Annotated in this window: 14 protein-coding genes and 2 pseudogenes; all 16 read left to right on the forward strand. The window is 35.7% G+C overall.

What is annotated here, in order from left to right; all coding sequences use genetic code 11:
• The first annotated feature begins 191 nt into the window (after window positions 1-191).
• Window positions 192-707: a DUF3231 family protein gene (locus ACFWDE_RS27645; protein WP_377896026.1), complete on the forward strand. Its 516-nt coding sequence runs from the start codon at window positions 192-194 to the stop codon at window positions 705-707.
• A 454-nt stretch (window positions 708-1,161) separates the two neighbouring features.
• Complete coding sequence (locus ACFWDE_RS27650) at window positions 1,162-1,389, forward strand: hypothetical protein (protein WP_377896027.1); 228 nt, start codon at window positions 1,162-1,164, stop codon at window positions 1,387-1,389.
• A complete protein-coding gene (locus ACFWDE_RS27655; protein WP_263893156.1) occupies window positions 1,389-1,724 on the forward strand; it encodes an HNH endonuclease in 336 nt (111 codons plus the stop codon). Before ACFWDE_RS27650 ends, ACFWDE_RS27655 begins: the two co-directional genes overlap by 1 nt.
• Window positions 1,725-1,874: 150 nt before the next feature.
• On the forward strand, window positions 1,875-2,210 hold the full coding sequence (locus tag ACFWDE_RS27660; RefSeq protein WP_256492736.1) for a P27 family phage terminase small subunit: 336 nt from the start codon (window positions 1,875-1,877) through the stop codon (window positions 2,208-2,210).
• Entirely contained in the window at window positions 2,207-3,865 is a 1,659-nt protein-coding gene (locus ACFWDE_RS27665) for a terminase TerL endonuclease subunit (protein ID WP_377896028.1), read from the forward strand. Before ACFWDE_RS27660 ends, ACFWDE_RS27665 begins: the two co-directional genes overlap by 4 nt.
• Before the next feature lie 8 nt (window positions 3,866-3,873).
• Window positions 3,874-5,037, forward strand: coding sequence for a phage portal protein (locus ACFWDE_RS27670; RefSeq protein WP_377896029.1), 1,164 nt, complete (start codon window positions 3,874-3,876; stop codon window positions 5,035-5,037).
• Complete coding sequence (locus ACFWDE_RS27675; RefSeq protein ID WP_377896030.1) at window positions 5,021-5,803, forward strand: head maturation protease, ClpP-related; 783 nt, start codon at window positions 5,021-5,023, stop codon at window positions 5,801-5,803. The genes ACFWDE_RS27670 and ACFWDE_RS27675 overlap by 17 nt, the downstream gene beginning before the upstream one ends.
• A gap of 19 nt (window positions 5,804-5,822) precedes the next feature.
• On the forward strand, window positions 5,823-6,980 hold the full coding sequence (locus tag ACFWDE_RS27680; protein WP_377896031.1) for a phage major capsid protein: 1,158 nt from the start codon (window positions 5,823-5,825) through the stop codon (window positions 6,978-6,980).
• A gap of 11 nt (window positions 6,981-6,991) precedes the next feature.
• Complete coding sequence (locus ACFWDE_RS27685) at window positions 6,992-7,285, forward strand: hypothetical protein (RefSeq protein WP_377896032.1); 294 nt, start codon at window positions 6,992-6,994, stop codon at window positions 7,283-7,285.
• A 1-nt stretch (window position 7,286) separates the two neighbouring features.
• On the forward strand, window positions 7,287-7,652 hold the full coding sequence (locus tag ACFWDE_RS27690; RefSeq protein WP_377896033.1) for a phage head closure protein: 366 nt from the start codon (window positions 7,287-7,289) through the stop codon (window positions 7,650-7,652).
• Window positions 7,645-7,989, forward strand: a complete 345-nt coding sequence (locus ACFWDE_RS27695) for an HK97 gp10 family phage protein (RefSeq protein ID WP_377896034.1) — start codon at window positions 7,645-7,647, stop codon at window positions 7,987-7,989. Before ACFWDE_RS27690 ends, ACFWDE_RS27695 begins: the two co-directional genes overlap by 8 nt.
• The gene (locus tag ACFWDE_RS27700) at window positions 7,986-8,315 is read left to right on the forward strand and encodes a hypothetical protein (protein ID WP_377896035.1); all 330 of its coding nucleotides are present in this window, start codon (window positions 7,986-7,988) and stop codon (window positions 8,313-8,315) included. Before ACFWDE_RS27695 ends, ACFWDE_RS27700 begins: the two co-directional genes overlap by 4 nt.
• The gene (locus ACFWDE_RS27705) at window positions 8,316-8,888 is read left to right on the forward strand and encodes a major tail protein (RefSeq protein WP_377896036.1); all 573 of its coding nucleotides are present in this window, start codon (window positions 8,316-8,318) and stop codon (window positions 8,886-8,888) included.
• A gap of 4 nt (window positions 8,889-8,892) precedes the next feature.
• Window positions 8,893-9,255, forward strand: a complete 363-nt coding sequence (locus ACFWDE_RS27710; RefSeq protein WP_113709690.1) for a hypothetical protein — start codon at window positions 8,893-8,895, stop codon at window positions 9,253-9,255.
• A 241-nt stretch (window positions 9,256-9,496) separates the two neighbouring features.
• Window positions 9,497-10,723 (forward strand): annotated as a pseudogene (locus ACFWDE_RS27715) (hypothetical protein); the annotation flags it as partial.
• Between the two features lie 246 nt (window positions 10,724-10,969).
• Window positions 10,970-12,990, forward strand: a pseudogene (locus ACFWDE_RS27720) (tape measure protein); the annotation flags it as partial.

The raw sequence follows: 12,990 nt of genomic DNA on the forward strand, positions 1-12,990 counted from the left end.
GTATTTATTCTTTATAAGAATAAAATTTTGGTAACGGTACATTCTATGAGAGGTAATTACTATATTTAGGTAAGGTGTTCCTTATGAGTAATAAGAACTTATTTTCTTTAATCCAGAACATGGTTGGGAAAATTTTTTCTATAGTAAGTATTGTTGTTAAAAGTCTAATTTCTTTAAGGAGGAAAATTTTTATGGGTATTTTAAGTGGAAATCCACAAAATGAACCAATGCACTACGGAGAAGTCTTTGGGATTTGGAGTTATCTTGCAACGGCACAAGGCGCAATTGCTGGATATCAAGTTCTTATTAACCACACAGGAGACGAGGATTTAAAGAAATTTTTAGAGAACCTTGTAGAGAATGATATCCAATCAGAAGTTGAAGAATTAAAAAATTTATTGAAATTGAATGGTGTTGCATTACCACCAGCACCTCCAGAAAGACCAGTTGCATCTATAGAAACGATTCCTCCTGGTGCTCGTATAAATGATGCAGAGATTGCAGCAACGGTTTCAGCAGGTCTTGCTGCTGGCTTAGTAGCATGTAGTCAAGCTATGGGACAATCTCTTCGAGAAGATGTTGGAATGATGTTTGGTCAATTTCATATGAAAAAAGCACAAGCTGGAGCTATATTACTTCGTCTGAATAAGAAAAAAGGTTGGATTATTCCGCCTCCATTACATGTTCTACAATCAGATCAAGCATAATACCTAAATAAACATTCAATCTATTCTTTATGGCTGTTGCAGTGAGGTAGTCTAGGAAAATAAATGTTGTTAGCGCATTAAAATAAGTGGCAGAGTCGTGACCGCTTTTTGGCAGTAAATGTGCCGGCTATTTTGCAATTACCGTGTTATATTTGTATTGTGAGTAATGGCGGAAAACACAACTCATAAAGATTCCTTTATATTTTGTCTAAACGACTCATAATGATGGCATATAAAATCCGTAACCAGCAGATGGTAGTGATTGAATGTTACCGTTATTAGGGAGAGCTTTTGCTCTTCTTCCAGCTACTTAATAATGTTGGTGAAGATAAACGTAACAACATTAGGTGGTTGGAAGAAGAATAAAACTTCATTTACCGTAATTAAAATACAAATCAATAATTGATATAAAAGCATCCATTCGGGTGCTTTTTATTTTGGAGGAGGATGAAAGATGGATCTAATTAAATTAACCGAACAAGAAAAATCAGTTGTGATTGGTACATTCATTTCCATATTGGGTGAGCAAATAGTGAATGGGAATATTAATCCTGGGAAGTTAGAGAAGGTAAGTGTAATTCATAATGAGCTACACGATAACACAACACCAAAACAAAGAAGAGAAGCAATGATTAGTTTGCTCGATAAAACAATGAATGAGTTCTTAGTAACGGATGAATGATGAAGGAATACAAAACCAAACAACAGAAGCGTAAGTTCTATGACAGTGGTGAGTGGAAGAGTATACGAGAACAAGTCAAGAAGCGTGACAACTATGAATGCCAAGAGTGTAAGCGCAAAGGTCATGTTCGTGTGGACACCAATGAGTACAGTGAGAGTGCCAAGCGTAAGAAGATACAACTCGTTGTCCATCATATAAAAGAACTAGAACATCATCCAGCACTTGCATTAGAAATAGATAATCTAGAAACAGTCTGTGTGGATTGCCACAATAAAGAACACGGTAGAACATTCAAAAAGAAACAGAATAAATGGGAACATGATGAAAAGTGGTAAAAATGATTCGAAAATCCCCCCCCCTTAAAATATTTCAACGATTTTTCGTCTTAGGGGCACCGGAGGAGGGGGTCGATTTTCCAAATTCAGCACCGTTTTCGCGCGTTATATTAAATTGGGAACTATTGTAAATTGGAAGGAGGGGATATAGTGGCTAAAACTAGTCGTGAAACATTGAGAGAAAGTATTGAAAAAGACTTGTACAACCAATTGAAAAAGAAAAAGATCGTCGGGAATCATTATGAAGACTTAGTTCAAGATTATTTATCATTGTGGGATTTAAAGTGCGAGCTTATCGATGATATTCAAGACACCGGAATAAAAATATCTGGTATGCATGGCCCAAAATCTAATCCTTCCATCAATGATTTACATAAAACCAATGATCGAATGATAAAGATTTTAGGTGCGCTTGGTTTGGAAGCATCTGCCGAAGTAAGTAATGTTCCTCAAAAGACTACGCGCTCAGTTAAAGATTTAACATGATTCAAAATCAATACGTTGATGAATATATTGAAATGTATCGGACAGGGAAAATCAAGCTGAATAAAGAGCGCATAATGCTAATTGAGTACCTTGAGAAATACATTTTGATACGTGATGATTTATATTTTGACACTGAAATGCATGAAGATTATATAAAATTCACTGAGAAATGGTACTTTGAGTTGCAGCCATTTCAAAAATTCCTAACAGCATTTGTTTTTCTTTTTTATGAAGAAGATGATTCTGTTTTTTACGAGCAATTCTTAATTATGATGGCTCGTGGTGGTGGTAAAAATGGTTTGATTTCATCGTTATGCCATTTCTTTATTAGTCCACTACACGGAATAGATCGATACAATGTTTCAATTGTGGCCAACAATGAAAAGCAAGCAAAAGTATCGTTTCGTGAAATATATGATGCAATTGAAGGTAAAGAAGTATTAGAAGACATGTTTTACCGAACTAAGGTTGAAATCCTTGGTAATGATACAAAAAGCGTTATGCAATATCACACATCTAATGCAAGTTCTAAAGATGGACTTCGTGATGGTTGTGTTATTTATGATGAAATACATCGATATGAAAACTTTGATGTAGTTAATGTATTCTCTAGTGGACTTGGTAAAGTTCCAAATGCTAGAGAATTTTTTATTGGTACGGATGGTTTTGTTCGTGATGGCTTCTTAGATAAGACGAAAGAGCGAGCAATGAATATCCTTAAAGGGAAAGATTTAGAAGATCCGTTGTTTCCTTTTATCTGTAAGATTGATGATCCAGAAGAAATTGATAATCCTGATGTGTGGGAAAAAGCGAATCCTATGTTTAGTGAGCCGAGAAGTCCTTATGCTAAAGGGTTATTTAAAAAGGTATTAACTCAATATAAACAGTTAGCAAACAATCCATCTAATCGTGAAGAATTCATAACAAAACGTATGAACTACCCTGAAACGGATTTAACAAAGGCTGTAGCTCCGTGGGAAGAAATAATGCGTACTGGTTTTGAAGAAGATGGAGAAACACTTAGAGAAATTCCAGAGTTAAAACACAAAACAGCTGTGGGCGGACTTGACTTCGCCAGCATCAAAGACTTCGCATCAGTCGGTTTACTGTTTAAATATGGTGAGGATTACATTTGGAAAACTCATTCTTTTGTTCGTAAAGGATTCTTGGATAAAGTTAAATTAAAAGCTCCTATCCAGGAATGGGAAGCAAAGGGTTTACTCACTATTCTAGATGAACCGGTTATTAATATCTCACATATTGTTGATTGGTTTGTAAAAATGCGTGAGTTATACGGGGTTAATACGATTGTAGCTGATACATTCCGTCTTGATCTGGTTAAAACAGCACTTGAAGCTGAAGGTTTCATATTGTTATATATTCGTAATCCAAAAGCTATACATTCTTTATTAGCACCAAGAGTTGAAACGTTATTCGCAAATAACCGTATTATTTTTGGAGATAATCCGTTAATGCGTTGGTACACCAACAACGTCTACGTCCACATCAAAAAAGACGGAAACAAGGAGTATCTAAAAAAGGATGAATTTAAAAGGAAAACAGATGGATTTCAAGCTTTTATCCATGCGTTATGGCAAGCGGATAACATTCTTGTGGATGAATTCGACTTTATGCTAGATGGTATTAAATTCTAATAAAGGGGGTGATAATCATTGGATGGTTGGATGCAGTATTTAAAAGAAATAGTGAATTAGGTTTTATGTTTGATGTGGAAATGTTTATCGAAAAGGCAAATAGAGTCCATATGAAACGACTGGCGATTGATACATGTATTTCTTTTTTAGGAAGGACAATTAGTCAGTCTGAATTTAGAGTGAAAAACGGCGAAGCATTTGAAAAGGATGAGCTTTATTACCGATTAAATGTTAGGCCCAATAAGAATATGACAGCAAGTACCTTTTGGGAAAAGTATATTTACAAGCTCATTTATGATAATGAAGCTCTAATTATACAAGCTGATGATGGTGATCTACTTATTGCTGATGACTTTGAGCATAATGAATACGCTGTATTTGAAGATACTTTTACAAATGTCACAGTAAAAGATTATCAGTTTAAAAGAAGCTTTAAACAAAGTGAAGTCATTCATTTGAGATACCGGAATGATAAATTATCACCACTCATTGATGGCCTTTTTACTGATTATGGTGATTTATTCGGTAGGATATTAAACTCTCAAAAGCGTAAAAATCAAATTCGCGGAACAGTTGATATGGATATGCTTGCTGCAAAAAGTAAAGAGCATCAATCAAAGCTGCAAGAGTTCATTGATAACATGTATAAAGCGATTGGAGAAAAAGACGTTGCTATCATTCCACAACAACCTGGATTCAAATACGCTGAAACATCGGGCGGTGGAAACTCTGGTCAAAGTGTGGACGAAATAAACAAAGTCACGAATGGTTTCTTAAACCAAGTAGCAATGGCTTTTGGTATTCCAACAGCTTTGTTATATGGCGAAATGGCTGATGTAGAGAAGCAAACGAAAAATTACATGCTTTTCACAGTTAATCCTTTATTAAAAAAGATTTCAGATGAAGCAAACGTTAAATTCTTTGAAATGAATGAGTATTTTGAAGGTAAAAAGATTGAAATTAAATCTGTTTCTTATCAAAACATATTCGACCTTGCAACAAGTATCGATAAACTTATTTCTTCAAGTGCATTTACAGGAAATGAAATGAGATTGGAAGCCGGATATGAAGCTTCAAATGATCCGAACTTGGACAAACATTATATTACGAAGAACTACGCTGAAATGAATATAGATAAAGGAGGTGAGAATACAAATGACGGTAAAGCTTGATATTAAAGGTCCAATCATTTCTAGTGATGAAGCTTGGATTTATGATTGGTTTGAAATGGATGCTACAAGCCCAGGTAAGGTTTCAAAAGAACTTACTAATGCCAATGGTGAGGATTTAATCGTATCAATCAATAGTCCGGGTGGTTATGTACACGAAGGATCAGAGATTTATACAGCATTAAAAAATTATCCTGGTAATGTGGAAGTGCAAATTGTTGGTTTAGCTGCAAGTGCGGCTTCTGTTATTGCAATGGCTGGTGATAAAGTTCGAATTTCACCAACAGCACAAATCATGATCCACAATGCTTCTATGTGGAATGGTGGAGATCATCGTGATATGGAAAAAGCGGCTGAGATGTTGAAAACAACAGATCGAGCAATTGTAAATGCCTATGTCATCAAAAGTGGTAAATCTGAAGAGGAACTACTTAATATGATGGCTGAAGAAACATGGATGGGCCCACAACAAGCATTAGAAAACAAGTTTGTGGATGAAATCATGTTTATGGATAATCCGGTTAAAATGACTGCTTCAGCTGCCACTTCTGCCATGCTTCCACAGAAAGTAATCGATGGTTTTAGGAATGGAACACTCAATAAAGGTAAAACCGAAGGGATTACAAAAGAAGATTTAAACGTTGCATTATCAGGACTAAAAAACGAAATCCTGAATGATTTACAAAACAACATAGAAGAACAACCAAAAGAGCCGAATCCGAAACCTGTAAAAAATGGTGGGATTAAAGGGCTCTTTTTAAAATTATAAAAAATGGGGGAAACACATAATGACGATTAAATTTAATAAATCTGAAGCATTTAGCAAAGCAAAAGCAAAATTAACGGATGCTTTAACTAATGCAGAAAGTACAGAAAAAGAACAATCAACTGCTTTTGAAAATTTCTTTGATGCGATGCAAACGGATGTAGTTAACACAGTCCGTAATCAAGTGAATGATGAAATGTTAGATCGTTCTATTCTACAACAACGCGGTCAAAACGTATTAACGGCAGCGGAAACAAAATTCTTCAATGCTGTTGTACAAGAGGGTGGATTTAAAGACGGTTCAATCCTTCCAGTAACTACACAAGAGCGCGTATTTGAAGATTTAGTTAAGGAACATCCCTTACTTGATGCTTTAGGTCTACAAGATTTAGGCGCGGTTACTAAGTTCATTTATTCTGATGCAACAAAAGCGTATGCATGGGGCGAACTATTTGGCGAAATCAAAGGACAAGTTAATGCTGCATTTAGATCTGAACAAATTGGTCAACTTAAATTAACAGCATTTGCAGCTATTCCAAACGATATGCTGGATCTTGGCCCAGAATGGGTTGAACGTTATGTTCGAACTTTATTAGTAGAAACATATTCAGTTGGTTTAGAGTTTGGGTTTGTAAATGGTGGTGGTTCTGTTGCACATCAGCCTGTTGGTTTAATGAAAGATGTAAATCCAACTACAGGTGCTGTTACTGACAAAAAATCTTCTGGTACATTAACATTTGCCCCTTCTCAATTCGGTGAAGTGGTTGCTGGAGAGCTTTATGAAGTAGTAAAGGCTTTATCTACTGATGCGAAAGGGAAATCACGTAAAGTATTAAATAAAATTGTAATGGCTGTAAATCCTGTGGATGCTATTGGTGTACAAGCACGTAACACAATCCAAACAGCAACTGGTCAATGGGTTATGGCATTACCTTATAATATTCAAACTGTTGAATCTGAAGAAGTTCCAGTTGGTAAAGCTTTATTCTTTGTAAAAGATCAATATCTTGCAGCAATTGCGGGTGGTTACAAGCTTAAAAAGTTTGATCAAACGTTAGCGATTGAAGATGCTACGCTTTATACAATCAAACAGTTTGCTAATGGTAAACCAAAAGATAATAAAGCGGCTCTTGTGTATGATTTAAAGATTTCTTTCGCTCCTAAAACTCCAGCAAGCTAAGGGTGATGTGAATGGATACAGTAATTTTAGATAAAATATTACAGCAATTCAAAGATAGGATGCGATTAGGTGACGATGAAGACGATAACCTAAAACGTATCCTTTCTGCATCTACTAAAGAGTTAGTAAGAATATGTGGTTCTTATGACATAAATAATGATGAAGCGTTCAAGGAATTAGTTTTTGAACGCTCTCGTTATGCTTATAATGATGCACTTGAGTATTTTAATAACAATTTTTTAACAATGATTAATAGTTTCAGCATTGAAAAAGCCTTAGAAGAAATTGTATTGGACGGTGATTAATATGCGTCCTTTTCAGTATAAGAAACCATTAAATACAGGTGATTTTAGGAATAAAATCATTATTGAACAACCAATAGCAATAGAAGATGAATTAGGTCAAACAAGTGAAGAAGAAATAACATGGAAAGAGTTAAAAAAAGCGTGGGCTATGATAAAAACGCTAAAAGGCTCTGAATATATTGCAGCTTCAGCTTCACAAGCGACAAAAACGTATCGCTTTGTTATCCCATACACTTCTGGAATTACAGAAGAAATGAGGATTAATTTAAAGGGTCGTATCTTCGATATTATTGAACCGCCTATGAATGATGATGAGATGAATCAAACATTAACCATCATTGCAAAGGAGAGTGTGGGCGATGAATGATTTCGCTAGTGATTTAGCTAGAGAATTACAAAGATATGTAAATGTTGTGGAAGAGAAATTAATAGTTTCACAAGAAGAAGTAGCTGATGTTGCTGTAGATAAATTAAAGGAAAGTAGCCCTAAAAAAACAGGTGCTTATGGTAAAGGATGGCGTAAGAAAAAAGATGGTAAGAATATTGTTATTTATAATACAAAGGGACAATTAACACATCTTTTAGAAAAAGGTCATGCTAAAGCTGAGGGCGGTCGAGTTCCAGCCCAAGTACACATCAGTCCAGTTGAAGATTATATAATTGATGAATTGCCAAGACGTATCGAAGGGGCGGTTCAACAATGACATTAGCTGAATTTAAAAAGATTCTTGATGCTACAGGTTATCCTGTGGCTTATTCGCATTTCACAGCATTACCAGGTAATCCAGTGCCTAAGCCACCATATATTTGTTATCTTGTGGACGGCTCACCAAACATGATTGCTGATAACAAAGTACATCACAAAATAAACGATATAACTATTGAGCTTTACACAATTAAAAAGGATTTGGTTGCTGAAGCCAAACTTGAACAAACCTTGGACGATAATGAGATTCCTTATGAATCATCTGAGGTTTTTATAGATTCAGAGAAATTATTTCAAAAAATATATGAAACGAGGTTGATATAAATGAATGAAAACAAAGTTACTTTTGGTCTAAAAAATGTACATTATGGTGTTATTTCAGAAGATGAAACAGGAAAAATCACATATGCTAAGCCAGTGAGATTGCCTGGTGCTGTTGAAATGAAAATGGACCCAAAAGGTGAACAATCAGACTTTTACGCTGATGACATGAACTATTATGCGGAATCAAGTAATCAAGGGTATGAAGGTACTTTAAATCTCGCTAAGCTTATAGAAGCTTTTCGAACTGACGTATTAGGGGAAGTTTTAGATGAAAAGGACAAGGTTATTTCAGAAGTATCAAATGCAAAAATCAAAAGAATTGCTTTAATGTTTGAATTTGATGGAGATGTAAAAGCGACACGTCATGTACTGTATAACGTATCTGTATCTCGTCCCGGCTTTGGTTCTTCCACAAAAAGTGATAAAACAGAGCCGAATACAACAGAATTAAAGTTCGTAGCATCACAACATCCAGAAACATTAAAAGTGAAAGATTCAACAACTGTTGGTACTCCACCTCTTGTTTATGATGCATGGTATACAAAAGTTTACGAGAAAGTTGTGGGGGCGTAACTAGATGGAAAAAACAATCACAATTGATGAGAAAGACGTGCTTTTAAAAAGTACAGCCGGTACAGCTATCCGCTATAAGGCGCAATTTAGACGTGATATGTTTGCGGATATTCTTGGTTTAGGGGTACTTTCTTCATATATCTCGGCTGATGGTGACCAAAGTAATATCGACCTTTCACAAGTTGATTTAAGTAAATTAGATTTTGAAGTTATTTATAACTTAGTATGGGCATTTGCTAAAACGGCAAATAAAGAAGTCCCAGATCCATTAACATGGCTTGATACATTCGGAGAATTTCCGATTGCTGAAATTATCACTGAAATTCAGGACTTAATTAAAAGCACGGTTCAGTCAAAAAAAAAATAACAGAAGATGAACAAGGGCAAGGGCGTAACAATGGGAAGGATGGATTTTCCGTTGATACATTCCTTGCTCTTTGTTATTCATGCAAACTCTCAAAAGAAGATTTGGAAGATATGACAATAGGCGATTGCTTGGATTATATCGATGAGTATGTTGAATTACGAAATCCGAAAAAAGAACAAGAAAATACAAGAACAGCTACACAAGATGACTTTAATAATTTCTAAGCAAGCGAGGTGATAACATGGCAGGAAGAATTAAAGGGATAACGATAGAAATTGGTGGAGAAACTACCGGTCTTCAAAATGCTTTAAAAGATGTAAACAAACAAAGTGAAGCTGTAACTAAAGAATTAAAAGATGTTGAACGACTATTGAAATTCAACCCCGGTAATGTGGAAGCTTTAGCCCAAAAGCAACAATTGCTTACTCAACAAATTGAGAATACAACGAAAAAATTAGACAGTTTAAAGTCAGCTCAACAGCAAGTTCAAGCACAATTTGAAAGTGGTGCGATTAATGAAGAACAATATCGAGCGTTTAGACGTGAAATTGAATTTACAGAAGGGCAACTTAATGGATTCAAAAACAGTCTTGCAGGATTAAAGGCTGAGCAAGATAAAGCAGCAAGTTCAACAAGACAATTAGAGACTTTATTTAGCGCCACAGGAAAAAGTGTTGATGATTTTGCGGATGCATTAGGGAATCGTCTTGTGAATGCAATTAAAAATGGTACGGCATCAAGTAGGCAGCTAGATCAAGCCATTGAGATAATTGGAAGGGAAGCGCTTGGAGCTGAAGCGGATATTGGGAAATTGCAACAGGCTCTTCGTTCTGTTGATGATGGTAATTCCATTCAAAACATTAGGAGCGATTTAAACCAGCTCTCTCAAGAAGCAGAGCAAGCAGGTGAAAGTGTTAAAGGATTAGGCGTTGAGTTAGAAAACGTAGTAGCTGGAATAGGCGCGGGTCTAGGACTTAAAGAAGTCATCGGACAGGCTCTAGATATGTCTGAGTTAAAGACGAAAATTGATATTACTTTTGACGTTCCAGAATCATCAAAGAGATCTGTGGAGGATGCAGTCAGAACTGTTACAGCCTATGGCGGTGATGCAGAGGAAGCATTGGAGGGTGTACGTAGACAATGGGCATTAAATAAAGATGCTTCTGACGCAGCAAATACGGAAATCATAAAAGGAGCAGCAAACATTGCTAGTTCCTATTCGCAAATTGATTTTACAGAATTAATACAAGAAACAAATGAGATTGGTAGCGAATTAAATATTTCAAATAAAGAAGCGCTAGGATTAGTTAATTCGCTTTTAAAAATAGGTTTCCCACCTGAACAACTAGATATTATCGCTGAATATGGTCAGCAGTTAAGACGAGTTGGTTATACGGCACAAGAAGTACAAAGTATTATGACAAGTGCATCTCAACAAAAATCCTGGAATATTGACAACCTATTGGATAAACAATTGTCCCTATGAGTGGTGACATTCATAGAAAACTCCTTTAATTCAGTGAAAATCTCTAATAGAGACAATACTGAGCGAAGCCTGTAAAAAGGAACGTGCAACGACTAGCTGAAAAGCGTAGGGTGTAAGCCAATGACATCCGAAACGGGGAGCATCTTATACAAAGATGATGATATAGTCTGGTCTGTATAGTGATATACAGAAGTTCATAAGAGAACTGGCAGGGACTTGCGAATCCTGTTGAACATATCGGGTTTAAAAGAAGGTCGTGTCCGTTCTGTTGAAATGGCACGTGGATTAAGCAACAGCATGAAAGATTCTATTCGTGGTGTTGTGGATGATACTGAAAAAATGTCTGATGAGCAAATTTCAGCAATGCAAAAAGGATTTGCACAACAAGAATCTGCACTTGCTAAATCCTATAGCAATCAAGAGAAAACACTTTCTAAAAGCCATAGTAACAGACAGAATGCATTAGCTAAAAGTCTTGATGATGAATATAATGCAACTTCCAAAAGTTATGATAATCAACAAAAGAACTTAGAGAAAAAACTTAGCGCTGAATATGATGCAGCATCAAAAAATTATGATAGACAACAAAAGGCACTCGAGAAATCGCTCGAAGCGGAAGTTAGGGCGTTTGAAAAGTCATCTGAGCAGAAAATAAAACTCATCGATAAAGAATATATGGAACGTATGAAATTAATCGATGAGGAAAAATACAATCGTCTTAAAGCGATTGACGATCAAATTGGTTATCTAGATGGAAAAACAGCAGCAGAAGATAAATATATTAAAGATCGTGAAAATGCTGAAAAACGTGCTGATTTAAAGATAAAAATAAGCAAAGCCAAAAATGAAGAAGAACGACAGGCAGCAATAAAAGCATTACAAGATCTCGAAGAGAAAATGCGCCTAGATAAAATACGTGAAGAACGTAAGGGCCAGCTTGATAGATTAAAAGAGGAAAAAGACAGTATAAAAGAAGCATCTGATGCGAAAAAAGAAGCATTGAAATCGGAAATTGATAGCCGTAAAGAGCAGGTTAAAGAGCAAATCAATGTGGAAAAAGATGCTTTAAAAGAGCGTCAACAGGAACAAAAAGAAGCTTTTCAGCAAAATAAACAAGAGAATTTGAAGGCGATTAGTGAATCAAATAAGTCGCAACTCGATTCAGTAAGAGAAGTTAATCAAGCGAATCTATCAGCTTTAAAAGAAAATCATAATAATCGCAAACAAGCATTAAGTGAGCGCTTGAGTGATGAAATGGATGCTGTACGAGAGGCTCATAAAGATGAACTAGATTCTTTTAAAGAAATGAATGCAGAGAAACTGGAGCTTGCGAAAAAACCACCTGATAGTGCAGCTGTAAAAGAAATATTCACTCAACTTGAGGGTTGGGGTAAAGCAATTGCTAAAGGCGGTGAAGAAGGTAAGCAAGCATTTGTAGATATGGTTAAATGGCTAAACAATATCGATGATGCTGCTTTGCGGGAAGCGATTGGCGTACAACTATTCGGTACAATGTTTGAAGACCAAGGTCAAAACATTATTAATACAATTTTACAAACAGAAGAAAAGCAAGCTGACTTAAAAAAAGGAATAGATGATTTACAAGAATCCGCAAATAAAATGGATGCATCACCAATGGTCAAATGGAAAGAAGCAATGAAAGAGTTAAAAGAAGCTCTTGAACCAGTGTTACTTACAGTAGCCGATGTTGTTTCTGCATTTGCTGGTTTTATTTCAGCTCATCCAGTGTTAGCAGCGGCGATTACTGCTATAACGATTGCGATTGGTATACTTGTTGGTATTTGTGCAGCACTTGCTCCAGTAATCTTCTTAGCCACATCAGGCGCTATAACCTTTGCAGGTGTTATGGCTGTTTTAACAAGTCCAATTGCTTTAGTGGTTGCGGCAATCGCAGGATTAATTGCTATATGGGTATTATTCGGCGATAAAATAATGGCTATATACAATGAATATTTCAAACCAACAATAGATCAGATAGTATCCATAATCACTGAAACTTTGCAACCAGTATTTGAAAAAGGATTCACTATCATAAAAGATATTGTTCAAGATGCTTTTGAGATTATCAAACGTGTTTGGGACGAAATACTATCACCTGTTTTTTCGAAAATTTCATCATTCATCGAAAATGTTCTTTTACCAGCTTTTAAATTTGTATTTAGTGCTATTGGTAGTGTTGTATCAGATGCATTTGATGGGATAAAAGTTGTGTGGGATACGGTTTTAAA

Origin of the sequence: Bacillus sp. NPDC060175 (genome assembly GCF_042728695.1) — a bacterium.
GTDB lineage: Bacteria > Bacillota > Bacilli > Bacillales > Bacillaceae_G > Bacillus_A.

Bases quoted from the DNA above. Each gene is read 5' to 3' on its own strand.
- ACFWDE_RS27650 (WP_377896027.1), top strand. From the start codon at position 1,162: ATGGATCTAATTAAATTAACCGAACAAGAAAAATCAGTTGTGATTGGT.
- ACFWDE_RS27705 (WP_377896036.1), top strand. From the start codon at position 8,316: ATGAATGAAAACAAAGTTACTTTTGGTCTAAAAAATGTACATTATGGT.
- ACFWDE_RS27665 (WP_377896028.1), top strand. From the start codon at position 2,207: ATGATTCAAAATCAATACGTTGATGAATATATTGAAATGTATCGGACA.
- ACFWDE_RS27675 (WP_377896030.1), top strand. From the start codon at position 5,021: ATGACGGTAAAGCTTGATATTAAAGGTCCAATCATTTCTAGTGATGAA.
- ACFWDE_RS27655 (WP_263893156.1), top strand. From the start codon at position 1,389: ATGAAGGAATACAAAACCAAACAACAGAAGCGTAAGTTCTATGACAGT.
- ACFWDE_RS27710 (WP_113709690.1), top strand. From the start codon at position 8,893: ATGGAAAAAACAATCACAATTGATGAGAAAGACGTGCTTTTAAAAAGT.
- ACFWDE_RS27695 (WP_377896034.1), top strand. From the start codon at position 7,645: ATGAATGATTTCGCTAGTGATTTAGCTAGAGAATTACAAAGATATGTA.
- ACFWDE_RS27690 (WP_377896033.1), top strand. From the start codon at position 7,287: ATGCGTCCTTTTCAGTATAAGAAACCATTAAATACAGGTGATTTTAGG.
- ACFWDE_RS27685 (WP_377896032.1), top strand. From the start codon at position 6,992: ATGGATACAGTAATTTTAGATAAAATATTACAGCAATTCAAAGATAGG.
- ACFWDE_RS27645 (WP_377896026.1), top strand. From the start codon at position 192: ATGGGTATTTTAAGTGGAAATCCACAAAATGAACCAATGCACTACGGA.
- ACFWDE_RS27680 (WP_377896031.1), top strand. From the start codon at position 5,823: ATGACGATTAAATTTAATAAATCTGAAGCATTTAGCAAAGCAAAAGCA.
- ACFWDE_RS27700 (WP_377896035.1), top strand. From the start codon at position 7,986: ATGACATTAGCTGAATTTAAAAAGATTCTTGATGCTACAGGTTATCCT.